At 74.2% G+C, this 24,803-nt stretch carries 25 protein-coding genes; 12 read left to right on the top strand and 13 right to left on the bottom strand.

The features are described 5' to 3' along the window. Window positions 1–40 precede the first annotated feature (40 nt). From pcaC to ACRYCC_RS32005, 7 genes are all read right to left on the bottom strand, one after another. Entirely contained in the window at window positions 41–427 is a 387-nt protein-coding gene (pcaC, locus tag ACRYCC_RS32035; protein ID WP_433817484.1) for a 4-carboxymuconolactone decarboxylase, read from the bottom strand. Beyond that, window positions 424–1,194, bottom strand: coding sequence for a 3-oxoadipate enol-lactonase (pcaD, locus tag ACRYCC_RS32030; protein WP_433817483.1), 771 nt, complete (start codon window positions 1,192–1,194; stop codon window positions 424–426). The genes pcaC and pcaD overlap by 4 nt, the downstream gene beginning before the upstream one ends. Beyond that, window positions 1,191–2,555, bottom strand: coding sequence for a 3-carboxy-cis,cis-muconate cycloisomerase (gene pcaB / locus ACRYCC_RS32025; protein ID WP_433817482.1), 1,365 nt, complete (start codon window positions 2,553–2,555; stop codon window positions 1,191–1,193). The genes pcaD and pcaB overlap by 4 nt, the downstream gene beginning before the upstream one ends. Next, window positions 2,545–3,060: a protocatechuate 3,4-dioxygenase subunit alpha gene (gene pcaG, locus ACRYCC_RS32020; RefSeq protein WP_433817481.1), complete on the bottom strand. Its 516-nt coding sequence runs from the start codon at window positions 3,058–3,060 to the stop codon at window positions 2,545–2,547. The genes pcaB and pcaG overlap by 11 nt, the downstream gene beginning before the upstream one ends. Further along, window positions 3,057–3,725: a protocatechuate 3,4-dioxygenase subunit beta gene (gene pcaH / locus ACRYCC_RS32015; protein ID WP_433817480.1), complete on the bottom strand. Its 669-nt coding sequence runs from the start codon at window positions 3,723–3,725 to the stop codon at window positions 3,057–3,059. Before pcaH ends, pcaG begins: the two co-directional genes overlap by 4 nt. Before the next feature lie 186 nt (window positions 3,726–3,911). Beyond that, window positions 3,912–5,090, bottom strand: a complete 1,179-nt coding sequence (pobA, locus tag ACRYCC_RS32010) for a 4-hydroxybenzoate 3-monooxygenase (protein ID WP_433817479.1) — start codon at window positions 5,088–5,090, stop codon at window positions 3,912–3,914. 95 nt (window positions 5,091–5,185) lie between these two features. Continuing rightward, window positions 5,186–5,641 (bottom strand): PPOX class F420-dependent oxidoreductase, encoded by a 456-nt coding sequence (locus tag ACRYCC_RS32005; RefSeq protein WP_433817478.1) that lies wholly within the window; start codon window positions 5,639–5,641, stop codon window positions 5,186–5,188. Between the two features lie 125 nt (window positions 5,642–5,766). Between ACRYCC_RS32005 and glyA the strand changes: the two genes are divergently transcribed. Continuing rightward, complete coding sequence (gene glyA, locus ACRYCC_RS32000) at window positions 5,767–7,095, top strand: serine hydroxymethyltransferase (RefSeq protein WP_433817477.1); 1,329 nt, start codon at window positions 5,767–5,769, stop codon at window positions 7,093–7,095. 86 nt (window positions 7,096–7,181) lie between these two features. Here glyA and ACRYCC_RS31995 read toward each other — a convergent pair whose 3' ends face one another. Beyond that, complete coding sequence (locus tag ACRYCC_RS31995) at window positions 7,182–9,071, bottom strand: bifunctional metallophosphatase/5'-nucleotidase (protein ID WP_433817476.1); 1,890 nt, start codon at window positions 9,069–9,071, stop codon at window positions 7,182–7,184. A gap of 174 nt (window positions 9,072–9,245) precedes the next feature. Here ACRYCC_RS31995 and ACRYCC_RS31990 point away from each other — a divergent pair, with 174 nt between their 5' ends. The 8 genes from ACRYCC_RS31990 to ACRYCC_RS31955 all read left to right on the top strand — a co-directional run bounded on the left by ACRYCC_RS31990 (window position 9,246) and on the right by ACRYCC_RS31955 (window position 17,476). Next, window positions 9,246–10,268: a permease gene (locus tag ACRYCC_RS31990; protein WP_433817475.1), complete on the top strand. Its 1,023-nt coding sequence runs from the start codon at window positions 9,246–9,248 to the stop codon at window positions 10,266–10,268. Next, a complete protein-coding gene (locus ACRYCC_RS31985) occupies window positions 10,256–11,053 on the top strand; it encodes a TIGR03943 family putative permease subunit (RefSeq protein WP_433817474.1) in 798 nt (265 codons plus the stop codon). The genes ACRYCC_RS31990 and ACRYCC_RS31985 overlap by 13 nt, the downstream gene beginning before the upstream one ends. A gap of 418 nt (window positions 11,054–11,471) precedes the next feature. Further along, window positions 11,472–12,326 (top strand): helix-turn-helix domain-containing protein, encoded by an 855-nt coding sequence (locus ACRYCC_RS31980; RefSeq protein ID WP_433817473.1) that lies wholly within the window; start codon window positions 11,472–11,474, stop codon window positions 12,324–12,326. After that, a complete protein-coding gene (locus ACRYCC_RS31975; RefSeq protein ID WP_433817472.1) occupies window positions 12,323–12,652 on the top strand; it encodes a DUF397 domain-containing protein in 330 nt (109 codons plus the stop codon). The genes ACRYCC_RS31980 and ACRYCC_RS31975 overlap by 4 nt, the downstream gene beginning before the upstream one ends. Before the next feature lie 88 nt (window positions 12,653–12,740). Then, window positions 12,741–13,787: an alpha/beta fold hydrolase gene (locus ACRYCC_RS31970; protein WP_433817471.1), complete on the top strand. Its 1,047-nt coding sequence runs from the start codon at window positions 12,741–12,743 to the stop codon at window positions 13,785–13,787. A gap of 87 nt (window positions 13,788–13,874) precedes the next feature. Further along, entirely contained in the window at window positions 13,875–14,408 is a 534-nt protein-coding gene (locus tag ACRYCC_RS31965) for a YbaK/EbsC family protein (RefSeq protein ID WP_433817470.1), read from the top strand. A gap of 108 nt (window positions 14,409–14,516) precedes the next feature. Continuing rightward, window positions 14,517–15,137, top strand: a complete 621-nt coding sequence (locus ACRYCC_RS31960; protein WP_433817469.1) for a cupin domain-containing protein — start codon at window positions 14,517–14,519, stop codon at window positions 15,135–15,137. Window positions 15,138–15,232: 95 nt separating this feature from the next. Continuing rightward, entirely contained in the window at window positions 15,233–17,476 is a 2,244-nt protein-coding gene (locus ACRYCC_RS31955; protein ID WP_433817468.1) for a tetratricopeptide repeat protein, read from the top strand. A gap of 90 nt (window positions 17,477–17,566) precedes the next feature. Here ACRYCC_RS31955 and ACRYCC_RS31950 read toward each other — a convergent pair whose 3' ends face one another. Beyond that, the gene (locus tag ACRYCC_RS31950; protein ID WP_433817467.1) at window positions 17,567–18,871 is read right to left on the bottom strand and encodes a hypothetical protein; all 1,305 of its coding nucleotides are present in this window, start codon (window positions 18,869–18,871) and stop codon (window positions 17,567–17,569) included. 4 nt (window positions 18,872–18,875) lie between these two features. Continuing rightward, a complete protein-coding gene (locus ACRYCC_RS31945) occupies window positions 18,876–19,271 on the bottom strand; it encodes a cupredoxin domain-containing protein (protein WP_433817466.1) in 396 nt (131 codons plus the stop codon). A gap of 122 nt (window positions 19,272–19,393) precedes the next feature. Here ACRYCC_RS31945 and ACRYCC_RS31940 point away from each other — a divergent pair, with 122 nt between their 5' ends. After that, window positions 19,394–21,247 carry a hypothetical protein gene (locus tag ACRYCC_RS31940; protein WP_433817465.1) on the top strand — a complete coding sequence of 618 codons (1,854 nt, stop codon included), beginning with the start codon at window positions 19,394–19,396 and terminating at the stop codon, window positions 21,245–21,247. Continuing rightward, a complete protein-coding gene (locus tag ACRYCC_RS31935; RefSeq protein WP_433817464.1) occupies window positions 21,244–21,429 on the top strand; it encodes a hypothetical protein in 186 nt (61 codons plus the stop codon). Before ACRYCC_RS31940 ends, ACRYCC_RS31935 begins: the two co-directional genes overlap by 4 nt. A gap of 84 nt (window positions 21,430–21,513) precedes the next feature. On the opposite strand, the gene ACRYCC_RS31930 is transcribed toward ACRYCC_RS31935, so the two are convergent. The 3 genes from ACRYCC_RS31930 to ACRYCC_RS31920 form a co-directional block, all read right to left on the bottom strand. After that, a complete protein-coding gene (locus ACRYCC_RS31930; protein ID WP_433817463.1) occupies window positions 21,514–22,281 on the bottom strand; it encodes a MerR family transcriptional regulator in 768 nt (255 codons plus the stop codon). Between the two features lie 126 nt (window positions 22,282–22,407). After that, window positions 22,408–23,043 (bottom strand): class I SAM-dependent methyltransferase, encoded by a 636-nt coding sequence (locus ACRYCC_RS31925; RefSeq protein ID WP_433817462.1) that lies wholly within the window; start codon window positions 23,041–23,043, stop codon window positions 22,408–22,410. Window positions 23,044–23,123: 80 nt separating this feature from the next. Next, window positions 23,124–23,681: a TetR/AcrR family transcriptional regulator gene (locus ACRYCC_RS31920; RefSeq protein ID WP_433817461.1), complete on the bottom strand. Its 558-nt coding sequence runs from the start codon at window positions 23,679–23,681 to the stop codon at window positions 23,124–23,126. Window positions 23,682–23,839: 158 nt separating this feature from the next. Here ACRYCC_RS31920 and ACRYCC_RS31915 point away from each other — a divergent pair, with 158 nt between their 5' ends. Continuing rightward, complete coding sequence (locus tag ACRYCC_RS31915; protein WP_433817460.1) at window positions 23,840–24,757, top strand: oxygenase MpaB family protein; 918 nt, start codon at window positions 23,840–23,842, stop codon at window positions 24,755–24,757. Window positions 24,758–24,803: the final 46 nt, after the last annotated feature.

Here is a 24,803-nt window from a genome sequence, read left to right as displayed (position 1 = left end):
CGGACATCGTCGCGGCGACGCCGTCCCGGCGGGCCCCCGCTCATCCCGGAGCGCCCTCCTCGCGCAGGACGCGCTGCGCGACGGCGAAGGCGCTGTTGGCGGCCGGGACCCCGCAGTAGACGGCCACCTGCAGCAGCACCTCCTTGATCTCGTCCGGGGTGAGGCCGTTGCGCAGCGCCGCGCGGACGTGCATGGCCAGCTCGTCCAGGTGGCCGAGGGCGGCGAGCGCGGTCAGCGTGATGCAGCTGCGGGTGCGCCGGTCCAGCCCGGGCCGGGTCCAGATCTCGCCCCAGGCGTAGCGGGTGATGAGGTCCTGGAAGTCCGCCGTGAAGGCCGTGGTGGTCGCGACCGCCCGGTCGACGTGGACCTCGCCGAGCACCTCCCTGCGGACCTTCATGCCGTCGGTGTGCCGCCGCTCGTCGTTCACTCGAGTCCTTCCAGATGGCCGAGCATGGCCTGGGCGACCGGCTCGGGCCGTTCGTAGGGCGCCAGGTGGGAGGCGTCGTCGACGATCGTCACGGCCCCCGCCCCGAGCCCGTGGGCGAGCTCCCGGGCGTGGCCGGGCGTGGTGACCGGGTCCTCCGCGCCCGCGATCACCAGCGCGGGCGCGCGCACCCCGGCGAGCCGGTCCCGCACGTCGTAACGCGCCAGGGCCGTGCAGCAGGCGGCGTATCCCTCCGGGTCGGTCGTGCGCAGCATGTTCACCACAGGGTGGACCCTGTCCGGATGCCGGACCGCGAAACCCGGTGTGAACCAGCGCTCCACCGCGGTGCCGGCGAGCCGCTCCATGCCCTCGGTTCGCACCTGCCGGGCCCGCTCCAGCCACGGCCCCGGTTCGCCGAAGCGCGCCGAGGTGCAGCACAGGACCAGGCCGCTGACCCGCTCGGGCGCGCTCAGCGCCATGACCGTGGCGACCGCGCCGCCGAGGGAGACCCCGCCGATGGCGAACCGGCGGATCTCCAGCCGGTCCAGCAGCGCCGTGAGGTCCCCGGCCAGGTCGTCCACCGTCGCCGGGCCGGGGATCACCTCGGATCCGCCGTGGCCGCGCAGGTCGTAGCGGAGCACCCGCCGGGAGCCGGTGAGGGCGGGCAGCAGCGGCTCCCACAGCCCCAGCGTCGTGCCGAGCGACGGGCCGAGGACCAGGACGGGCGCGTCCGCGGGCCCGTCCAGCCGGTGGGCGAGGCGGGCGCTCACGAGGTCCGGTCCCGGTAGACGGCCAGCGCCCGGTCGACCAGGGCGGGCGCGGCGCCGAGGTACCCGGCCGGGTCGAGCAGCTCGTCCACCCCGGTCACGCCGTCCCGGGCGAGCACGTCGCGCAGCTCGGCCCCCTCCTCGGCTGCCCGCCGCAGGAGCCCGGTGGCACGCTCCCGGCCGAGGCGCCCGGCGAGACGCTCGGAGACGATCCCGCCGCCGGTCAGCCCGAGGTTGCCGGCCATCCGGTCCGGGAACACCTCCAGCCCCTCCGCCAGCTCGGCGGCGGTGACGGCCGCTCCCCCGGTCAGCCGCAGGCACTCGCGCAGCGGCTGCCACTCGGCGTGCCAGGCGCCCGCGGCCCGTTCGTGCTCGGCCAGCCCGGCGGTGGCCAGGAGCTGCGCGTACACCGGGACCTGGAGAGCGGCCGACCTGATCAGGACCGCCAGCACCGGATTGCGCTTGTGCGGCATCGCCGACGATCCGCCGCGCCCCCCGGCGGCGGGCTCGGCCACCTCGGCGACCTCCGTCTGGGCGAGCAGCACGACGTCGGTGGCCATCTTGCCGAGCGCGGTGGTGGTCTCGGTGAGGGCGGCCGCCAGCCGTGCGACCGGGGTCCGCCGGCCGTGCCACGGCAGCACCGGGTCGGCGAGTCCCAGCTCCGCGGCGTACCCGGCCGGCAGATCCGGTGCCGCCGTGGCATCGCCCAGCGCCGCGAGCGTCCCGGCGGCCCCGCCGAGCTGCGCGGGCAGCGCCGCGCGGGCCCGTACGAGCTCGTCCCGGGCGTCGAGGCAGCCGAGCAGCCAGCCGCTCGCCTTGAGCCCGAACGTGGTGGGGACGGCCTGCTGGCCGAGGGTACGGGCCGCCATCGGGGTGCCGCGGTACCGGCCCGCCAGGAGGGCGAGGGCCGCGAGCACCCGGCCGAGGTGGCGCAGGATCACCGCGGCCGCCCGGGCGGCCACCAGCATCGTGGCGGTGTCCATGATGTCCTGGCTGGTGGCGCCGCGGTGCACGTCCGGGGCCACGCCCGGCGGCACGGCCGCTCGCAGGTCGGCGACCAGCGGGACGACCGGGTTGCCGGCGTCGCGGGCACGGCGGGCGAGGTCGGCCGGGTCGAGGCAGATGTCCCGGGCCGTGGCGGCGATGGCGTCGGCGGACGCGGCCGGGATCGTGCCGGCCCGGGCCTGGGCACGGGCCAGCATGGCCTCGGCGGACAGCAGGGCCCGCAGGTAGGCGGCGTCCGAGGTCTCGGCCTCGGCCTCCACCCCGGCGCGCACCGGCGACAGCAGCCCGGCGTCCAGCGCGCCCGGCGGGCCGGACGGGCCGGACGGGCCGGACGCGTGGGAGGGTACCTCAGAAGGCAAGGAAGACCGTCTCCCGCTCGCCCTGCAGCCGGACGTCGAAGCGGTATCCGCGCTCGTCCCGTGCCGCGATCAGGGTCTCGCGGCGCTCGGGCTCCAGCCCCCGCAGCAGCGGGTCGGCCCCGGCGTCCTCGGGGAAGTAGACGCGTGTCGCGACCGGCTTGAGCAGGCCGCGGGCGAACACCAGCAGCGCGATGTACGGGTTGTCGCCACCGGGCTTGACCGTGGTGAACCAGTAGCCGCCGGCCGCGTCGGTGGCGCTGCGGCCGAAGCCGGAGAAGCCGTGTCCCGCCCGCCGCAGCGCCCCCACCGCCGAGGGCGCGCGGCCGTCCGCGTCGGCCTGCCTGATCTCCACGATCGCGTCGGGGACCGGCTCGCCCGCCCCGTCGAGGACCCGGCCCTGGAGCAGCACGGCGCCGGGGTGCCAGGGCGGCACCACGTGGTGGCCCTCCGCGTAGGGCAGGGCGAACCCGAAGAAGGGCCCCACGGTCTGCGACGGCGTGATCATGAGTCCTCCATCGGCGTGCCGCCCAGCTGGATGTCCCACTGGTAGCCCAGTGCCCACTCCGGCTCGGTGGTGTCCAGGTCGAAGCGGGCGATGAGCAGCTCGCGGGCCGTCTCGTCCGGGATCGACTGGAAGATCGGGTCGTAGGCGAACAGCGGGTCGCCGGGGAAGTACATCTGGGTGACCAGCCGCTGTGTGAAGGCGGTGCCGAACACCGAGAAGTGGATGTGCGCGGGCCGCCAGGCGTTGTGGTGGTTGCGCCACGGGTAGGCGCCGGGCTTGATGGTGACGAACCGGTAGCGGCCCTCGGCGTCGGTCAGGCACCGCCCGGCACCGGTGAAGTTGGGGTCGAGCGGGGCGGGGTGCTGGTCCAGGTCGTGGGCGTACCGGCCCGCGGCGTTGGCCTGCCAGACCTCGACCAGCGTGTGCGGCACCGGGCGGCCGTCGCCGTCCAGGACGCGGCCGGTCACCACGATCCGCTCGCCCAGGGGCTCGCCCGGGTGCCGCCGGGTCAGGTCGTGGTCGAGCGTGCCGAGCTCGTGCGCCCCGAACACCGGGCTGGTCAGCTCGATGGCGTCCGGGCCGAGCACCGGCATGACCGGCTCGCGGGCCGGTGCGCGCAGCACCGTGCTCCCATAGGCGGGATACAGATGCGGAGGATGCGTCATCGCAGGCGTCCTTCCAGTCGTCCACCGTGATCATGCAACCGATCGCCGGCCGATTGCATGATCACGATGACGGGGCGGTCGGCGTGCAGGAACACCTGGGCGCCGGGCGGGTGGGCGAGGCACCGCCGCCGAGGCCGGCGACCGGCTCCGCGGCGGAGTTCACGACCGTGTCCATGGGGTGGCTCCTCACTTCTCGTAGGGCAGACCGACGTAGTTCTCGGCCAGCGTGGCGGCCGCGGCGTCCGACGAGGTGACGTAGTCGAGGTAGGACAGCTGGAGCCGCCGGCCGTAGGCGTCGTCGGAGTCGAAGGTGTGCAGCAGCGTGGTCATCCACCAGGAGAAGTGCTGCGCCCGCCACACCCGCTTCAGGCACGCCCGGGAGTAGCCGTCCAGGAGCCCGGTGGCACCGGTGGCGTACCACGCGGCAAGCGCCTCGGTGAGCAGGCGTACGTCGGCGACCGCCAGGTTGAGTCCCTTGGCGCCGGTGGGCGGCACGATGTGCGCGGCGTCCCCGGCGAGGTAGAGCCGGCCGTACTGCATGGGCTCGGCCACGAAGCTGCGCATCGGGGTGACGCCCTTCTCCAGGATCGGCCCGGTCGTCAGCGCGAATCCCGGCACGGTCTCCAGCCGGGCCTTCAGCTCCGACCAGATCCGCTCGTCCGGCCATTCCGCGAGGTCCTCCTCGGGCGGCACCTGGAGATAGAACCGGCTCAGCTCCGGTGAGCGCATGCTGTGCAGGGCGAAGCCCCGGTCGCTGCGCGCGTAGATGAGCTCCTCGGTAGACGGCGGCACCTGGGCCAGCACCCCCAGCCAGGCGAACGGGTAGTCGCGCTCGTAGGCGGTGACCACCCCCTCGGGGATCGACGGCCGGGTCACCCCGTGGAAGCCGTCGCAGCCGGCGATGACGTCGCAGTCCAGCCGCACGCTCTCGCCGTCGCGGACGAAGGTGATGGCCGGGGCGGCGGAGTCGAGGCCGTGCACGGCGACGTCGGACAGGTCGAACAGGATCTCGCCGCCGGCCGCCAGCCGGGCCGCGATGAGGTCCTTGACGACCTCCTGCTGCCCGTAGACGGTGATCGCCCGGCCGGGTACCAGCCGCTCGAAGGCGATCCGGTGCGCCCGCCCGCCGTAGCGCAGCTCGATGCCGTGGTGCGGCAGGCCCTCCCGGCGCATCCGCTCCCCCACGCCGGCCTCGTTGAGGGTGTCGACCGTGCCCTGCTCCAGCACCCCGGCGCGCAGCCGCCGCTCCACGTACTCCCGGCTGCGGATCTCCAGCACCACGGAGTCGATGCCCCGCAGGTGCAGCAGATGCGACAGCAGCAGGCCGGCCGGTCCGGCGCCGACGATGCCGACCTGGGTGCGCATGGAGGTCTCCGGGTACGAGTGCGGTTTCTACTCTCCGATCATGCGCGTTCCGGGACGGGCGCACACGGATTGTTTCCGCTCAGCGGAAGCACCGGTCAGGCGGGCGGGAATCCGCCGGTGGCCACCGGGCCCCACCGCTCGGGGGTGATGCGCAGCAGCGACTTGTTCTGCCGGACCATGGCCTCGCGGTACTCGTCCCAGTCGGGGTGCTCTCCGGCGATCGCCCGGTAGTAGTCGACCAGGGCCTCGACCGCCTCGGGGACGTCGAGGATCTCGGCGGAGCCGTCGACCTGGACCCAGGGCCCGTCGAAGTCGTCGGACAGCACGACCACGCTGGCCCGGGGATCGCGGCGGACGTTGCGGGCCTTGGCGCGTGCCGGGTAGGTCGACACCACGATCCGGCCCTCGCCGTCGACCCCGCAGGTGACCGGAGAGGCCTGCGGGCCCCCGTCGGCCCGGGTCGTCAGCAGCACCGCCCGGTGGCGGGGACGGACGAAGTCGAGAAGCTCGGCACGGGTGACGGCCGTGTTGGTGGCGATGTTCGGGCTCATCCGACCACCCTAGACGGCCGGTCCGGCCCGGCCGCCCGCAGGGACGAGCCTCTCGCGATGGGACGGATCACCGCTTAACGTCGTCCGGAACCGATGCGAGGGAAAGGTGGGCATGGAGGGTGAGCATGGATGAGGCGGCACCGGTGAGCCGGGTGGCGCCATGGGCGTCGGAGCCGGCCCGGCGGCGGCTGGGCGAGCTCGAGGCCCTGCTGACCGGGCGGAGCGGCACGGAGGCGGTCATCGAGACGGTGACCCGGTCCCTCCAGGCCCACCGCCGGCGGTTCGACGCCGAGGGCATCGTGCTGTACGCGGGCACCAACCTCATGAGCCCGGCGGCCACGCGGGCGCACGACGTGGCGCTCTCCAGCCGGCCGAGCATGGGCTGGCCCGGCGAGAAGTTCCAGGCCGGGCTGGACCATCTCGACGTGCTCGAGGTGCTGGCGCCGCTGCTGGTCGCGGAGCTGATGGAGGGCACCTTCGCGGAGGTACGGCTGCAGAGCGCGACGCTGGCCAACCTCGCGGTCTACACCGCGCTCACCGACCCGGGCGACACCATCGCGGTGCTGCCCGAGGCCGCCGGAGGGCACACCAGCCACCACGGCCAGGGCGTACCGGGGGTACGCGGCCTGCGGGTGGTCGACCTGCCCTACGACGCGGCGGGCTTCGACCTCGACTACGCGGCGCTGGGCGGGTTCCTCGCGCGGGAGCGGCCCCGCCTGGTGGTCATCGGCGCCAGCCTGATGCTCTTCCCGCACGACGTGGCCGCGGTGCGCGCCGCCGCCGACGAGGCCGGGGCGACCGTCCTCTACGACGCCTCGCACGTCGCCGGGCCGGTGGCCGCCCGGACGTTCCAGCGGCCGCTCACCGAGGGCGCGCACGTGCTGACCTTCTCGACGTACAAGTCCTTCGGCGGGCCGCCCGGCGGCTGCGTCGTGACCCGCGACGAGCGGATCGCGCGGGAGGTGTCCGCCGTCGCCTATCCCGGCATGCTGGCCAACTACGACATCGGGCGGCTCGGCTCGCTGGCGATCACCGCCGCCGAGCTCGCCGACGGCGGCGCGGCCTATGTCCGGGACTGCCTGGCCAACGCCACCGCGCTCGCGCACGCCCTGCACGAGCAGGGGTTCACGGTGGCGGCGGCGGCCCGCGGCTTCACCCGGTCGCACCACGTCGCGCTGGACGCCGCGCCGTTCGGCGGCGGTGCCCGGGCCGCCGTACGGCTCGCCGAGGCGGGGATCTACCTCAGCGGCATCGGGCTGCCGGACCAGCCGCCCGGCGAGGAGCCGCGCGGCCTGCGGATCGGCACCCAGGAGGTCACCCGGCGCGGTTTCATCGCCGCCGACCTGCGGCGGGTCGCCGTGCTGGCGCGCCGCGCGCTCCTCGACGCCGAGGACCCGGCCGCGGTGCGCGCCGACGCCGTCGCCCTGCGCGCCGCGGTGGACGCCCGGTCCTGATCCCGCCCGGCGGCGCCGGAGACGACGACGGTGTCCCGGCCCCCTTTCTCGGGGGCCGGGACACCGTCGTCAGTCCGGCTCGGGCGTCAGGGGATCGCGGTGATCCTCGTGGTCGCCGGGACGGGCACGCCGGCCGCACCGGCGGCGGTGAGATAGCCGGCGAACGCGTCGATGTCCTGGGCGCCGCCGAGCGGAGCGGTGCCCTCGTTGAAGACGGTGAACCCGTCACCGCCGAAGGCCAGGAAGTTGTTCATCGTCACCCGCAGGCTGGTCGCCGGGGTGACGACCGCACCACCCACCTTGATCTCACCGATCTTGTCGGCGCAGGCCGCGGCGGCCGGGTTGGACTGGTAGGTCAGCGTCGAGGAGATCTGCAGGACCTTCTGCGTGGTCTGGCCCGCGCACCCGGTGAACTGCTGCTGGAGCACCCGGCGCAGCATGTCACCGGTCATCGTCTTGGTGACCAGGCTGTTGCCGAAGGGCTGCACGGTGAACGCCTCACCGTAGGTGACCTCGCCGGGCGCCTCCCCGCCGGAGGAGATGTCGGAGACCTTCAGGTCGGCGCGGATACCGCCGGGGTTCATCAGGGCCAGCTGCGCCCCGCCCTTGGCCGGGTCCAAGGTGGTGGCGAGCTGCGCGTCGGCGATCACGTCACCGAGGGTCGACTCGCCGACCGCCGTCGGGGTCCGGGTCAGATCGCCCTGGATCTTGCCGAGCACCTTGTTGGCCAGCGGGGCGGACGCGGTCACGTACTGCTGGACGATGCCGGCCACCGTCGGGTCGGCCTTGGACGGGTCGTCCTGGCGCACCACGCCGGGCCCCGGGGTGTTGAGCGCGTTCTCCACGATCGTGTTGGCCGCCTCGGCCGCGACCAGCTTGCCGGTCCGGTCGTCGACGGTGAGCGTGATGTCGCTCAGGATCCGGCCGAACGACGCCGCGCTGGTGACCAGCCGCGTCACCCCGTTGGTGGTGATCGTGCAGCGGTACTCCGCGTGCGTGTGACCCGACACGATGACCTTGATCGACGGGTCGAGCCGCTTGGCGATCGTCTCGATGTCGCTGCCGGCCAGGTTGCCCGCGCAGCCGTTGGGGCCGGTGATCGAGCCGGTCTGGGACCCGCCCTGGTGGATGACGAGCACCGGGACGTGGACGCCCTTGCGGGCGAGCTCCCGGGCGGCCTTGTTGGCCGCGTCCGCCTCGTCGGTGAAGGTCAGGCCGGCCACGCCGCTCGGCGTCACGATCGTGGGCGTGGCCTGGAGGACCTCGCCGATGAAGCCGACCGAGATGGGCCGACCGCTGTCGGAGCGGAAGCTCTTGATCCCGTAGGCGGGGAAGAGCGGCTTGCCGGTCGCGTTGTCGATGACGTTGGCGGCCAGGTACTTGAAGTCGGCGCCGGGGTAGGTGTTGGTCTGCTTCACCCCGCCCCGCGCGGTCCGCACGGCGTACGGCGCGCCGGTGCAGGCGGTTGCCCCGCAGCCGCCCCGCTGGATGCGCAGCAGCTCGGCCTTGCCCTTGTCGAACTCGTGGTTGCCGACCGAGGAGAAGTCGACGTTCATGAAGTTGCTGGTGATGGTCGCCGGCTCCCCCTTGAACAACCCGTCCGCCAGCGGGCTGGCGCCGATGTTGTCGCCGGCCAGGACCGTCGCCACGTGGCCGCGGTACTGCTTCTGCCTGTCCAGCACCGCCTTGGCGAGGTACGCGCCGCCGCCGGCGAACTTGCCGTAGATGTTCAGGCCGGCCGGCTCGAGGTTGCCGTGGTAGTCGTTCCAGCCGAGCAGGTGCACCGCGGTGGTCTTCGCCGGCTTGCTCGCCCAGCCGACGGCGACCTTGTCCGACAGGGTACGGGCGCCCGCGATGGTGACGGCATCGGCGGGCGGCGCCTTCGTCACCGCCAGCGGCGCGGCGACCACCGCACCGAGCGCTGTGATGATCATCCCCGCGCGCACGGCGCGGGAACGCATAAAGGCAGGGGGCACTGGGTCTCCTCCGGGTCCATCGGACCACGCTCCCCGCCGCGCGGTCCCACCGTGACGTACGGCCCAGACGGTGTCACGTCACGGTGGCGAAGAAGAAGACGCCCGGTTAAGTCGTACTGGCGTTGTGACTTTTCCCGTACACAACCGGCTCTAGCCCCCATTACATTGCCGTTCGTGCACAAACCGGTCATCCCTGCGGCCCCGGCGGAATCGCCCGCCGAGGAGCCGCCCGCCGGCCGGCGCGGTCTCCGGACGCCCGGCCTGCCGCTGGTGACCGTGCTCGTCGTCGCCGCCGTGGCACTGCGCCCGGTGCTGACCGGCCTGCTGGACCGGCCCGCCGCCGCCAACTGGGCGACCGTCTTCGTCGCGATCACGATTCAGGCCGTGCCGTTCCTGGTGCTCGGCGTCGCGGTGAGCGCGGCCATCGCCGCGTTCGTGCCGCCGGGGGCGATCGCCCGGTGGCTGCCCGGGCGTCCCGCGCTCGCGGTGCCCGCCGCCGCCGCGCTGGGCGCCGCGCTGCCCGGCTGCGAGTGCGGCTCGGTGCCCATCGCCGCCCGGCTCGCCGCGAGCGGCGTCACCCCCGCGGCGGCGTTCGCGTTCATGCTGTCCGCCCCGGCGATCAACCCGATCGTGCTGGTCTCCACCGCGGTGGCCTTTCCCGGCAACCCCGAGATGGTGGTCGCGCGGCTGGTGGCCGGCGTGGCCGCCTCCGTCGGCATGGGGCTGCTGTGGATCGTGCTGGGCCGCGACGACCTGCTCACCAGGGCGGCCCGCACGCCGCACGCCGGGGACGGGTCCAGGCCGGCCGTGTTCCTGGCCACGGCGCAGCACGACTTCCTGCAGGCAGGCGGCTTCCTGGTGATCGGCGCCGGCGCGGCGGCGGCCCTGCAGACGCTGGTGCCGCGCAGCCTGGTGGACTCCCTCGCCTCCCCCGGGCCGGTGTCGCTGCTGGTGCTGGCGGTCTTCGCCGTGCTGATCTCGCTCTGCTCGGAGGCCGACGCCTTCGTCGCCGCCGGGCTCAAGCAGTTCTCCCTGAGCGCGCGGCTGGCGTTCCTGGTCGTCGGGCCCATGGTCGACCTGAAGCTGTTCGCGCTCCAGGCGGGCACGTTCGGTCTCCGGTTCGCCTGGCGCTTCTCGCTGGCCACCTTCGTGGTCGCGACCGGCTCCGCGGCGCTCGTCGGGTGGTGGCTGCTGTGACGGAGGAGGCCCGCGCCACGACCGTGCTGCTGGTCGGCGCGCTGATGGTCCGGCTGTGGGCCGGCGGCGCGTACGCGCGGTACGTCCGGGTCGGCATGGGCTGGTGGCTGCTCGTCGCGGGCGTGCTGCTCGTCGCCCTGGGACTCACCGGCGTCGTACGGGCCCTGTGGCCGGCGCGGCGGGTCGTACCGGCAGGCAGACCGCCAGGCGAACCGGCGAGTGAACCGGCAGGCGGACCGGCGGACGGACCGGCGCATCGGCCCACCAGGGGGCACGATCACGGGCATGGGCACGAGCATGGGCACGGGGATCGGGTGGGGTGGCTGCTGCTCGCCCCCGTCCTCGCGCTGCTGCTGGTCACCCCGCCCGCCCTGGGCAGCTACGGGGTGGACCGGAGCGCGGCCGTCAGGGTCACATCCGGCGGGCGGACCTATGACCCGCTGCCCGCCGGCGGGGGCGTGGTGCCCATGTCGCTGCTGGAGTTCGACGAGCGCGTGCTCGACCATGACGGCGCCGGCTTCGGCTCGACGCCGGTGCGGCTGACCGGCTTCGTGGCCCGCACCTCCGACCGCGGCGGCTTCCGCATCGCGCGCTACCAGATCGCCTGCTGCGCCGCCGACGCCGTCTCCGCCGTCGTGCGGGTGACCGGCATCACCGGGACCCCGCCGGCCCGCGACCGGTGGGTGACGGTCACCGGGACCTTCCAGCGCTCCCCGGACGACGTCGCCCAACTGCACGCCACCAGCCTGACCGAGGTTCCCCCACCCCCCGACCCCTACGAATAACACCCCGCCCCGTGGCTCACGGAGAGCAACCCCTTCGTGATCATGCAATCAATCGTCGAACGATTGATGGACGCCCTCGCATCCGCGTCGAGCTCGCCAAACGTGATCGGCTTAGTCGGTGAGGGGGACCGCCTCGCGTTTGCATTTGCCCTGACCACACCCACGCGGCCTGCCGGACCCACCCGGCCTGCCGATCAGCCGGCCCCAAGCCTGCCGCCGCGTATCGGTGGTCACGGCAATGCAAGCGGCGAACGGCACCGCCCCCGGCATCCTGCGGCGAGAAACGCCCCGAAACGGATGCGTGATCACGCAGGGCCTGTCTAGGGCAGGTCTCGGGCCTGCGGCAGGTACGTCGGGAGAACGTTCTCCCGCCACGGAATCGAATACGAGCCGGTACGGAGCGTGACAGCGTGGGGTCATGCCTTCCGGGACCAGGCCCTCCGTCCGCCTCCGCCGGATCGGGTCGGCGCTGCGCAAGGCCCGCGAGGCGACCGGCATGACCGTCGGCACCGCCGCCCGGCGGTACGGCCGGTCCAAGAGCTGGCTCAGCACGCTGGAGAACGGCCTGCACCCGGTCGATCCGCAGGAGCTGGCCGACCTGCTCGACTTCTACGGCGCCACCGACCCCACCCTGCGCGAATCTCTGATCCACCTGGCCACCCACAGCCCCGGCGGGAACTGGGGCCGGGCGTACGAGGGCCGGATCTCCGCCGCCGCCCTCGACCTGGCCAGCCTGGAAGAGGACGCGGCCCTGATCCGCACCTTCCAGCCCAGCGTCCTGCCCGGCCTGCTCCAGCTACCCGACTACACCGCCGCCCTCATCAAGGTCGGGCCGTACGCCACTGTCCGGAGCACCAGGGCGCTGGTCGACTTCCGGCTGGCCCGGCAGCGGGTGCTGGCCCGCCCCGACCCGCCGCGCTACCAGCCGGTCATCAGTGAAGCGGCGCTGCGCAACCAGGTCGGCAGCCCGCAGTTGATGCGGGCCCAGCTCCGCAAGCTGGTCGAGGCCGCCAGGCTTGATCACGTGGAGGTACGCGTGCTCCCGGCCACTGCGGGCGCTTATCTCTGGCTCGCCGCGCCGTTCGACTTGTTCGTTCTCCGCCCACCGGGGCGGCTCACCGTCTCGGTCGTCGAGCAGTTCACCCGAAGCCTGTTCGTGGAGGACGAGGACGAGGTCGCCTCCCATGAGGAGATCTTCGAATTGCTGCTCGCCGCCTCGCTGGACCGAGCCCATTCACTGGGACTGATCGAGGAGCTAGCGTCACAGGTATGAACACCCCCGAACTGACCGGTGCCGCATGGCGCAAGAGCAGCCACAGCGGCGGCAACGAAGGCAGCTGTGTCGAGGTCGCGGCCGTATGGCGCAAGAGCAGCCACAGCGGAGCCGACGAAGGCGAGTGCGTCGAGGTCGCGGCCGTGTGGCGTAAGAGCAGCCACAGCGGCGGCAACGAGGGCGAGTGCGTCGAGGTGGCCAGGGCCGGGCGGCTCGTGGCCGTTCGCGACTCCAAACATCCGGACGGTGCCGTGCTGGCCTTCGACGGCGACGGCTGGCGCTCCCTGCTCACCGCGGTCAAGACCGGGGTGCACGACCGTACCTGACCTCCTTCGCTCCCACTTCCGCGGTCACCAGGGGCCCGCACCGGGCGTTCCGTACGACCGACCGGTCGCGGGCGATACCGTGCCTCAGGTGACCTCCGACCCAGGCTCCCCGGCCATCGCGTCGTCCGGCGCAGAACCGGTCCCCGAAGAACCGGCGACCCGGCGGCCGCCCCGGTCGTGGCCGCGCCGCTGGGCGCGCCGGGCCGGCCTGGCGGCGCTCGCGGTGATCCTGGTCGTCACGCTCGCCTCCTTCGGCTACAACGCCCTCACCGCCCACCGGGCCACTCCGCCGGAGGGGATGTCCTACACGCGGGCCGGGGACGTGCTGACCCGCTACCGCACCTGGGGCTCCACCGGGAGCCCGGTGGTGCTGGTGCACGGCGCCTTCGAGTCCGCCGACACCTGGTCGCGGCTGGCTCCGCTGCTCGCCCGTGACCACCGGGTGTACGCGCTCGACCTGACCGGCTACGGCTACAGCGACCGGCGCGGCCCGTACACCACCGGCCATCTGGCCGGGCAGCTGCTCGGGTTCCTGGACGCCATGCACCTCGGCGGGCCGCGCGACCGGCCCGTGCTGGTCGCGCACTCCAGCGGCGCGGCGGCCGCCGCGGAAGCCACCCTGCGCGCGCCGGACCGGGTCGGCGGGCTGATGTTCCTCGACGGCGACGCGCTCGCCACCGGGGCCGGCGCCCGCTCCCCGGTGCGCTACCTGCTGATCCCGCCGTACCGCGTCAGCATGCTGCGGCTGGCCCTGCGCTCGGACTGGATCATCCGCAGCGTGTACTCCCGCCAGTGCGGCCCGGCGTGCCCGCGGCTGGACCGCGCCGGGCTCGACCAGTGGCGCCGTCCCTTCCAGGTGCCCGGGGCCGAAGCCGGCCTGTGGGACCTGGTGGCGGCCGGGGTGCCCGGCGTGGACCCCGCCCGGCTGGCCGGGCTGCGGGCGGTCGCCGCCCCGAAGGCCGTCGTCTTCGGCGCGTCCGACGACGTCTTCGCCAAGGACGCTCCCGCCGAGACCGCGGCCCGCATCGGCGCGCCCGCCCCCACCTTGATCCCTGGCGCCCATCACCTGACGATGATCTCCGACCCCGCCGCGGTGGCGGCCGCCGTCGAGGCGCTGGCCGCCAGGGCGCGCTGACCGGCGGGCCCGGCGTGCGTCGCCGGACCGGGGCATCCGAGCTGTCACGAGACCGGAACGACCGACTTTCCGAGGGGGAGAAAACAAATGATCGGCAACCTCACCTGGGTACCGGCGGCCGGCCGGCCGGACCTGCTCGCCGCACCGGTGGCACATGCCCTGAAAGAGCACGCCCTGGGAGAACACGGCGACGTGCGGGTCGCGGAGATCGACCCGGAGCTGGCCGACACGGCGGCGTTCTGCGAGCGCTACGACGTCCCGGTCGCGGCCAGCGCCAACTGTGTGATCGTCGCGGGCAGGCGCGGCGGGGAGACCCGCTATGCCGCGTGCATGGTGCTCGCCACCCGGCGGGCCGACGTGAACGGCGTCGTGCGGCGGCGGCTGGACGCCCGCAAGACCTCGTTCGCCCCGATGGACCAGGCGACGGCGCTGACCGGGATGGAGTACGGCGGCATCACCCCGCTGGGCCTGCCCGGGGACTGGCCGATCCTGGTGGACGAGGAGGTCGGCCGCGAGCCGTACGTCGTCATCGGCTCCGGCGTCCGGCGCTCCAAGCTGCTGCTGCCCGGCCCGGCGCTGGCCGGCCTGCCCGGCGCGGAGGTCCTCGCACTGGCGTTGTGACCGGCGCGCCCCGCCCGGCCGCGACGCCCACGGCCGGGAGGCCCTCCCGGCCAGGACGGGACACCGGCCACTGTCCGCCGGGATCCCCGGCGGGACACCGTGGCCGCCATGACGAGCGAGACCACGGCGGCCTGGACCGAGGTCGCCCACGCGCTGGAGTCCTTCGGCCGGAGCGCCGGGACTCACCTCGACCGGACCGGAGAGTCCGAGGAACCGCCCACGGCATTCCGCGCCCTGGCCGAGGCCGGGTTCCGGGCCGCCCAGCGGGCCGCGGCCCTGACCGGGAGGCCTCCCGGCGAGGCGCAACGGATGGGCGACGCGGTGGCGTACGCGCTGTGCGCGGCCGCGCTGGCGATCCCGGCCACCGGACGGCACGCGGTCCGGCCGGCGACCGCCGCGGCGGACGGGCTGGACTGGCTTGCCGAGGATCTGCCCGAGACGCTGTTCTCCGGTCCGGAGGGCCAGCTGATCGTCATGACGGTGCCCGCCGCCGAGGATCCCGAGGAGGAGACCTACCCGCTGGACCAGCTGCTGCTGGTGCTCGGCGGGACCGGCGAGTGCGTCACCGCCGGCGGGACGCTGCCGCTGGCGGAGTCCGGCGCGCTCTGCCTGCCGAGCGGCGTCTCCCATGTCGTCCGCGCCACCGGGGCGCGGCCCCTGCGGCTCGCCTGTGTGCTCACCGCGCCCCGGCGCCGGGGCGCGACGGTCCCGGCGGCCCGCCGGCCGTGAGCGCCCGCTGCCGGGTCCGGCACGAACCGGCCGCCGCCCGCCCGGTCTTGATCGAACGGGTCGACGGCGCCCGCGGCGCTCCATAGTCTCGCGGCATGGACCTCGCGATGACGCTGACGGCCGCGGGCTTGGTGGTCGCGGTGGTGGCGACCGTGTTCTCCTGGTTGCAGCTGCGGCGGACTCCCCCGCCCGCGCTGAACCCGCCGGCCGATGACCGGGGCGCCCCGCCTGCGCTCGCGGGGGCCGGGCTCACCGCGATCGGGGCGCTGCCGCCGCCCACCGGGCGGCTCCCGGACCGGGTCCACGGCCGCGGCGACCTGCTCGCCGAGCTGCACGCGCTGGTCGAGACCCCCGACGGCCGGGTGCATCTGGTCGCGGGGCTCGGCGGCACCGGCAAGACCACCGTGGCCCTGAAGCTGGCGGCCGACGTCCGGGACCGGGGGCGGCCGGTCTGGTGGGTGCCGGCGGCCGAGGCCGGCTCGCTCACCACGCAACTGCTCGGGCTGGCCCGCGAGCTGGGCGCGACGGCCGGCGAGGTCGAGGAGGCGCTGGCCGGGCGGCGCAACCCGGCCGATCTGCTCTGGCGTTTCCTGGACGCCGCCCGGGGCTGGCTGCTGGTGATCGACAACGCGGACGACCCCGGCGTGCTGCGGGTCGGGGACCAGCCGGTCGACGGCGGCAACGGGTGGCTGCGGCCCACCTCCTCCGGCCTGATCCTGGTCACCAGCCGGGTCGGCGACGCCGCGCAGTGGGGACGGCACGTCTCGATCCACCCGCTGAGCGCGCTGTCGGCCGCGGAGGGCGCCAGGGTCCTGCTCGACCTGGCTCCGGGAGCGGGAACGCAGGCCGAGGCGGAGGCGCTGTCCGCCCGGCTGGGCGGGCTGGCCCTGGCGCTGCGCCATGCCGGCAAGCATCTCGGTGCCGCCTTCTCGGCGGAGCGGCACTTCACCGCCTACCGTGAAGCACTGGAGAGCAAGGGGCCACGGATGATGAGCGAGAGCGCGGACGCCCGGTCGAACATCACGACGACGTGGGAGCTGTCGCTCGACCTGCTGGCCGGGCAGGGTCTCCCCCAGGCGCGCGCCCTGCTGGGAGTCCTCTCCTGTTTCGCGGCCTCGGCTCCGATCCCGGCGTTCCTGCTGGACCACGAGCTGCTCGGCGGCGTCTGCGGGGAACGCGGCGGCGACGGCGTGAGCGCCGGCCTCACGGCCCTGCACTCGGTGGGCCTGATCGAGAGCGACACGACGGACATGGCCGCCGGGCCGCCGGGCGTGGTCGTCCATCCGCTGGTGGCCGAGACCACGCGGCGCCTGCTGGCCGGTGACGACCTCGGCAGGCGGACCGCCGGAGTCGCGGCCGCCCTGGTGGCCCGGGCCGTCGGTGCGCTGCACGCCGACCGTGCCGCGGACTGGCCGGAGTGGAGACGGCTCTACCCGCACGCGTACCGGCTCTGGCGGAGTGTCCCCGGCGAGCTCGGCACGCCCGGCCTCACGTCACTGGCCGAGGCCTCCTCCGCCTGCGCGGCCGCCCTCACCTGGAGCGGCTCCTACCGTTCCGCCGCGGACCTCACCGAGCTGGCGCTGAAGGCGGCCACGGACCGGCTGCCGGCCGACGACCCGGCCGTTCTCGAGCTCCGGCATCGGCACGCGAGCGCGTACATGTTCCTGGGCCGGGCCGCCGACGCTGAGGGCGAGTTCCGCGGGATCCTCCAGGACCGGGAGAGGGTCCTCGGGCCGGAGCATCCCAAGACTCTGACCATCCGCCACAACCTCGCGCGGGTCATCGCCGACCAGGACAGGCTGGCGGACGCGGAGGAGGAGATGCGGCAGACCTACGAGGCCCGGCTGCGGACGCTGGGACCGGACCACCCGGACACGCTCGCGACGCGCCACGAGGCGGCCCGCGTGTTCATGGCCCAGGGGCGGACCGCCGAGGCGGAGCTGGAGTTCCGGTCGATCCACGAGGCCAAGGTGCGCGTCCTGGGGCCCGAGCACCCCGACACCCTTGTGACCCGGCACGAGATCCCGCGGGCGCTGGTGGCGCTGGGCCGGGCGCCCGAGGCCGAACACGAGCTCAGGGAGCTCTACGATCTCCGGCTCCGCCTGCTCGGCCCGGACCACCCCCACGTCATGACGACGGGGCACGCGCTGGCCCAGGCCTTCGCCGCGCAGGGCCGCCACGACGAGGCCGAGCGCCAGTACCGGCTGGTCCTGGACGCCCGCCGGCGCGTGCTCGGACCGGACAACACCTACACCCGCCGCACCGAGGAGGCGCTGTCCGCGCTCACCGGCGGCGAACCGGGCGGCGAACCCGGGGAGTCCGCACCCGCCCCCCGGTGAGACCCTCGTGCGCCGCCGTCCCGCCGCGGCGGGCCGGCCGCTCCCGGTTCGCGTTCCGGAGGCCGGGAATGGTGATCTGCGGACCGCCGGTCAGCCGCTGAGCAGCGCGAACAGGCCCGCGCAGGTCAGAGTGATCATCATGACCGCGAGCGGGAGCTGGCCGCGCACGACCCGGCCGGGCGGCTGGGTGCGCAGCGCCAGGTCGTGCGCGGCGATGGTGGCCGCGATGTGCCCGAGCACGATGGCGTTGACCTGTACGAGGGCGACCAGGGCCGGCGGGGCCGCCGCGTAGTCGATCCGGTGCCCGGTCGAGCCCAGCAGGTTCAGGCCCGTACCGAACGGATCACTGGCCAGGATGACCGTCATCTGCCCCTCCAGCAGGAAGAACGAGAAGTAGTGCGCCAGGGTGTACCCCAGCGCGATGGGCAGCAGGGTCGCGGCGAACCGGCCCGGCAGCGTGCCCGGCCGCTCTCCGGTCAGCGCCGCGGTGGCGCGCGTCGCGCCCAGGTAGAGCAGGGTAACGCCGCCGACGGCCGCGGCCAGCCCAAGCGTGCCCGCGGCCAGGCTGCCCGGGTCGACGTGGTCGCGCCAGTACGTGGTGCGGGTGATGCCGTCGAAGCCGGTGGAGCCGATGAGCAGGCAGGCCACGGCCACCAGCCCGGGTTCCGCGGCGCCGCTCATCAGCCCGGTCAGCGGGGTGCGCCACACCAGGACGCCGTCGCCGCGGCGGCCGATCGGGCACATCCGGGCCAGCAGGGTCGAGTAGACCTCGAAGCCGTCACCGCGGGCGAACCAGCCCGCCCCGTACACCCCGGCCAGCGCGAGGTTGACCAGCGCGTACCCGAGGATGAGCAGGCCCACCAGCCGCGGGTCGGAGCGGTGCGGGGCGACCAGTTCCAGCCAGACGAACCCGGCGAGCCAGGCCGCGGCCGGCCAGTATCCGAGCCGCGCGGGCCAGGGCCAGCGCCCCCGCACCGGTGTACCGGTGATCCGGCACAGCGCCGCGTGCAGGCTCCGCAACGGGTTGACCCGGCGCCAGACGGGCCCGAGCAGAACGCTCGCCGGGACTAGGCCGACCCAGAACGTCACGAACAACGCCCAGGGCGCGAGGTTGTGCCGGTCGGCGGGCGGCCCGGCCAGCGCGACCACGACCACCAGCGCGGCGGCGGCGAGCGCGGCGATCCGGCCCGCCGCGGTGAGCGAGGGTGAGCCGAGCAGGCGGGTGAGACGGCCGGGCAGCGGCCGCCCGGCGTCCGGGGACAGCCGGGCGTGCCGCCAGGCGACGCCCAGTGCCAGGAAGGACACCGCCACGGCGACCCCGCCCCCGAGGATGGCGGCGGTGGCGTCCAGCGGAAGGTCGGTGCGCCCGCCGAGCCCGTGCGCGAGGATCGGCACCGGCTCAGCCCACCTGCAGTTCGAACAGCCGGATCCCGGAGCCGTGCAACTCGGCCTCGAACGTCCCCGGCAGGCCGGCCGTGAACTCGAGCGTGCCGGGCGCGCCGGGCTTCAGCCTCAGCGTGCGGTCGTAGCCGTGCAGGTGGAACTCGGCCGCGACGTCGCTGGTGACGACGATGCGCACGGTACGGCCGCGGGCCACCTTGACGCGCCTGTGCCGGGTCTCCACCCTGCCGCGGACGATGTTCACCGTGACGACGGCGGGGGCCGGGGCGGCGGCGGACGTCCGGCCTGGCGTGGCCGCCGGGGAGGCGGGGGCGTCTGTGCCGCATCCGGCGGCCGTCACGACGGCGGCGAGGGCCGCCGCGGTCAGCAGGGTCGGCCTCACACGGGGCAACATGCACGTCCCTTCGCTCAGGTGTCGGAAGCCACATACGTGACAGTGGACAATGACACATTGGAAAATGACATACTCCGGCCGGGTCGGGTTTGTACCCCGTTTCGTCGGCAATAGGAGCGCACGTGTGGCAACGACTGATTGACCCGGAAGCGGGAGCGCTCCTGCGGCTCGCCGCCGAACAGCAGAAGCCCGCGGGCGGGGCCGCACTCGACCAGGTGCTCATCGCCAGCGGCGCGGCGGCGGTGCTGACCGCAGCGTTGCTGGCGCTCGGATTCGGTCACCGGAGCGGCCGCCTGCCCGTGCTCACCTGGCTGACCACGTGGTCCGAGCGCGGCCCGGGACGCGGGCTGCCCGGCTGGGCCGCGCTGCCCTCCGCCCTGTCGCTGGTCTCGCTGGTGACCGCGCTGCTCGGGATGTACTGGGACATCTCCCTGCACATCTCGCACGGCCGGGACGAGGGGCCGCTGGCCAACATCGCGCACTACCCGATCCTGCTCGGGCTGTTCGGCATCTTCAGCGCCGGCGTGCTGGCGGTGGTGCTGCCGAAAGGCGAGCGGCCGGGCGTCGCGGCGGTCCGGATCACCCGCGACTGGTACGCCCCCGCGGGCGGGGTGCTGCTGGCCGGCGCCGGCTTCTACGCGCTGCTCGGCTTTCCCCTCGACGACGTCTGGCACCGGATCTTCGGCCAGGACGTCACCCTCTGGGGCCCGACGCACCTGATGCTCATCGGCGGCGCCGGGCTGTCCCTGGTCGCCCTCATGATCCTGGAACGCGAGGGCCGACAGGCCCGGCAGGACCCGGCCGACGAGATCGGCTCCTGGGGCCGCACGGCCCGCCGCGCGGCCATCACCGGCGGGCTCCTCATCGGCCTGTCGGTGTTCCAGGCCGAGTACGACTTCGGCGTCCCGCAGTTCCGGCTGGTGCACCAGCCCCTCTTGATCGCGCTGGCCTCGGGCTGCGCGCTGGTGGCGGGACGGCTGTGGATCGGCCGGGGCGGCGCGGTGTTCTCCGTCGTGTTCTACATGCTCGTACGCGGCGGCGTCTCGCTGGTGGTCGGCGGGATCATCGGCGAGCTGTGGGCCGCGGTGCCGCTCTACTTCGCCGAGGCACTGTGCGTGGAGGTGGCGGCGCTGGCGCTGGCCCGCCGGGCGCTGCCGTTCGCCGTGGTGAGCGGCCTGCTCATCGGCACGTTCGGGTTCGCCGCCGAGTACGGCTGGAGCCACGTGGCGATGGGACTGCCGTGGACCCGCGACATCCTCGTGGAGGGCGTCGGCATGGCGGTCGTGGGCGGCGTCGCCGGCGGCCTGCTGGGCGCGTTGCTCGCGCTCGGCATGGAAGGACGGCTGCCCCGGCCGGTGGTCACCCGGTCGATCTTCGCGGCGGCGTTGGTCGCGGTGGCCGCCGCCGTCGCCAACGGCCTGGTCATCACCGTCCCGCACGACGTGCGGGCGTCCGTCACGCTCACCGCCGTCAGCGGCGACGCCGCCCACCGCAGCGCCCACGCCCGCGTGACCCTCTCCCCCGCCGGCGCCGTCGACGACCCCACCTGGGTGGCGATCACCGCCTGGCAGGGCGGCGGGCTGCACGTCGACCGCCTGACCCCGCTGGGCAACGGCGTGTACCGCACCACCCGGCCGATGCCGCTGTACGGAGAGTGGAAGACCCTGATCCGGCTGCACGACGGCCGGTCGCTCAGCGCGGTGCCCGTCTACCTGCCCGACGACCCGGCCATCGGCGCCGGGGAACTGCCCGCCCCGCAGCAGTTCACCCGCCCCGCGCAGAACGAGCGCAAGATCCTCCAGCGTGAGCTGAAGAGCGATGTGCCCGGCTGGCTGTGGGCCGCCTCCTCGGCGGTCGTGCTCGCCTGCACCATCGCCCTGGTCCTCGCGCTCGGCTGGGGTGTGGCCCGCGTCTCGCGGCTGATGCCCGAGCCCGCCCGGACCCCGCCCGCGACGCCCGAGAAGGTACGGACGTGACGCCGCTCGCCGGGGTGCTGGCGACCCACTCGGCGGTCACCGCTATCCCCTTCTTCGTGCCCACGCTCGTCGTGGTGGCCGTGATCTGCGTGGTGGTCTGGCGCGACCGGCGCCGCCACCCCGCCGAGGACGACGCGGGCACGGGCGACGACGGCTCCCCCGGCCCGGCGCGGCGGGGATAGGTCCCGCCCTGCGGCGGTCCCGGGAAGGCCGGGGACCCGGCCCCGATCCGCCGGGGCCGCACCCGGGTCAGGGCCGCGCCCGGGTCAGGGCCGCGCGGGAGGTGTGGCCGTGCCGGCCTGCAGCAGCCCGGCGGCGATCTGGTCGCCCAGCCGGGCGCGTATCTCCGCCTCCATGCTCTGCGCGAGGAGGGCGTCGACCGCCAGATGGGCGAGCGGCCGGAGCCGCTGGATGAAGGCGGCGATCTCCGGGACGTCCGGCCCGATGAGGAGCGGGTCGACCTGGAGGGGACCGTGGTGGTGGGCGAGGTCCACGAAGCGGCGCGCGATGACGGCGCAGTCGTCGCGAAGCTGCCCGGCGATGACGAAGACGTCGGGCAGGGGGATGCCGGCGGCGACGAGCTCGGCGCCGACGTGCAGCAGCCGGGGGCTGGGCACCTTGAACCCGTCCCCCTCGGCCACCAGGAACCCGTGCTCCTGGGCCAGCCGCAGCAGCGCGCCGAGGTCGTCGGACTCCGGCTCCTGCCCGAACATCTCCACGAGCTCGGCGGTGCCGAGGTGGGCGGGGGTCTCGTCCGACCAGGGGTCGGTGAGCACCTTCTCCAGCCCGAGCAGGTCACTGAGGTTGCGGCCGCGCTCCCAGGCGGAGATCAGGTCGGCGATGCCGGCCAGGGTGTGACCGCGGCCCAGAAGCTGGCCGATCAGCCGGAGCCGGGCGAGGTGGGAGTCGTCGTAGAGCCCGACCCGGCCGCGCAGGCGCGGCGGCGGCAGCACGCCACGATCCTGGTAGGCCCGCACGTTGCGCACGGTCACCCCGGCGGCCTGCGCCAGCTCGTCGATTCGGTATTCGGACATGCCACCGCTCTGTCACCGGGATCGTCCTGACACCACGGATGCTATCCGCCGCGTTCGTCCACCAGCCGATGGCTCCCGACCCGGTGAACGGCCGGGGCACGCCCGCCGCCCGGGAAGGGTGCCTGCTCAGGGGCCGTCCTTACCGGCGACGCCCATGATCCTCGGGGCCACCGGGGAGAAGCGCGCGGAGGGCGGGAAACGGAAGCCGCGGCACGCCTCCATCGTGAACACCCGCTCGATCTCCGCACGGGTGTCACGGGCGACCCGGCAGCCTCCCATGAGGCGCGGCCAGGCCAGATCGGCGATCCGCTGGAGCCGGGCGAACGCCGCGTCACGGCTGCGTACGTGCTCGTAGAAGCACAGCCGGCCCCCCGGGCGCAGCACCCGGTGGAACTCGGCGACGGCCGCCCGCACATCGGCCACCGAGCACAGCACCCCGGACACCACGACGGCGTCGAAGGCGCCGTCGGGCGCGGGCAGGTCGCCGGCGGTGCCGTCGGCCACGCTGATCCGCACGGGGGCGTCCGCCGCCGCGGCGGTGGCCCGGGCACGGAGATACGGCTCCGGCTCGACCGCCAGCACCTCCCGCACCTGCGGCGGATAGTGCGGGAAGTTCAGCCCGGTGCCGGCGCCCACCTCCAGGACCCGGCCGGAGAGCCCGGCGAGAAGCTCACCGCGGAGTTCGCGGTTGCCGCGCTCCTCGTTGCGCGCCCCGAAGCGGTCGAAGTAGCGGGCGAAGAGCCGGTTCTGCACAGGTGCCATCCCCCCTGCCTATCACCGGCCACCGACGGTTCGCCCGGCGCTCGGCCGTCCGGCGGCCCCTCGCCGCCGCGGGGCGGGCGTCACTTGGCGATGTAGCGGATGACGAGTTCGGCCAGCTCGTTGACCATCCGGTCGCGGGGTATGGGCGGGCGGTCGAGGACGTACCGGACCGAGAGCTGGCCGGTGGTCTCGGCGAGCACCCAGACCGCGGTGTCGACGTCCAGGTCCGCGCGGAACCTGTCCCGGTTGAGGATGAGGTACATCCGGACCAGGTCGGTCATCCGCCGCTGGAGCGCGGCGAGCTTGTCGAACGGCCCCAGCCGCGGCACCTGCTCCACGATGATGCGCAGCAGGTCGGAGTGCTCGTCGAACAGCCTGATCTGGGCGTCCAGCAGGGCCCGGCCGCTCGCCTCCCACGGTCCCGACATGGTGGCCTCGATCTGGGCGCCGATCCGGCTCGCGAGATGGTCGGCGAACCTGTCCAGCACCGCGACGACGATCGCGTCCTTGTTCGGGAAGTACTGGTACAGCGAGCCGTTGCTGATGCCGGCGGCCGCCGCGATGTGGTTGGTGGAGGCCCCGTCGTAGCCGCGCTCGGACAGAACGCGAGTGGCGGCATCCAGGATGCGCTCCACCATCTGACGTGAACGCTCCTGGCGCGGCGTCTTGCGGGGGGAAAGTTCAGGTGGATGGGGCATCGGCCGCCCTCCTCCGAAACGCGACTTGTAAGCGACTGCTTATTCGCGTTTAGCTTAAGGAGAAAGTTCCAGAAGTGTCATCAGGAAGGGCCGGACACATGACGATGACCGACGGGCCGGCGACGACGGCGCCGACCACGGAGGAGACCCCCCGCCCCGAGCCCGCGCCGTTCGGGCCGGGCTCGATCCTGTGGGAGCAGGTCGGCCTGTACGCCTCGGCCCTGGCCGGCAACAGCGCGTTCATCCTGCAGGCGATGCACCCGGCCATCGGTACTGTGGTCGACCAGCGGTCGAGCTTCCGCACCGACCCCCTGGGGCGTGCCGCCCGCAGTTTCGCCTCGGTCCAGACCTGGGTGTACGGCGGCGAGGCCGCGCTCGAGGAGGGCCGGCGCCTGCGGGAGATGCACAAGTCCCTCAGCGCCGTGGACGAGCACGGCCGTACGCATCACGCCCTGTCGGCCGGGCCCTGGGCGTGGGTGCATCTGACCGGTTTCTACGCCGCCGTCACCGCGGCCCGGTACTTCGGTGGCAGCCCGATGACCGCCGAGGAGGAGCAGCAGACCTTCGACGAGTTCATGCGGCTGGGCCGCATCCTGCAGGTGCCGGAGAGAATGCTGCCGGCCACCATCGCCGACTACTGGGCCTACTTCGACGACATGGTGGCCAACACCCTGGTGGGTCACCGGGTGGCCCACGAGGTGCTGGAGATGATGGACCGCGTCCCGCCCGGCGTGCCCGCGGCGCTGCGCCCGCTGCTCGCCCCGGTGAGCATGGTGAGCGGGCGGCTCGGCCGGTTCGTCACCATCGGCACCCTTCCCCAGGGCGCGCGGGACAAGCTCGGCCTGTCCTGGACCGCGGCCGACGAGCGCAGGCTGCACGCGGTCTGCTCGGTCATCGGCCGTGCCACCCCGCTGCTGCCGGAACGCGTCCGCTACATGCCGATCGCCTACCGCGCCCGCCAGGCGGCCCGGGCCCGCCAGCGCCTCGAGCGGGCCCTCGCCGACCGCCCCATCTGACCCCCCCGGAACCCTGACCCCCCACCCCCAGGGGCAGAGGGCAGAG

The sequence above is a fragment of the Actinomadura scrupuli genome (genome assembly GCF_050971785.1).
Classification (GTDB): Bacteria; Actinomycetota; Actinomycetes; order Streptosporangiales; family Streptosporangiaceae; genus Actinomadura_E; species Actinomadura_E scrupuli.
Note: the sequence above shows the minus strand (reverse complement) of the source record. Positions and strands in the feature narration are given on the sequence as shown.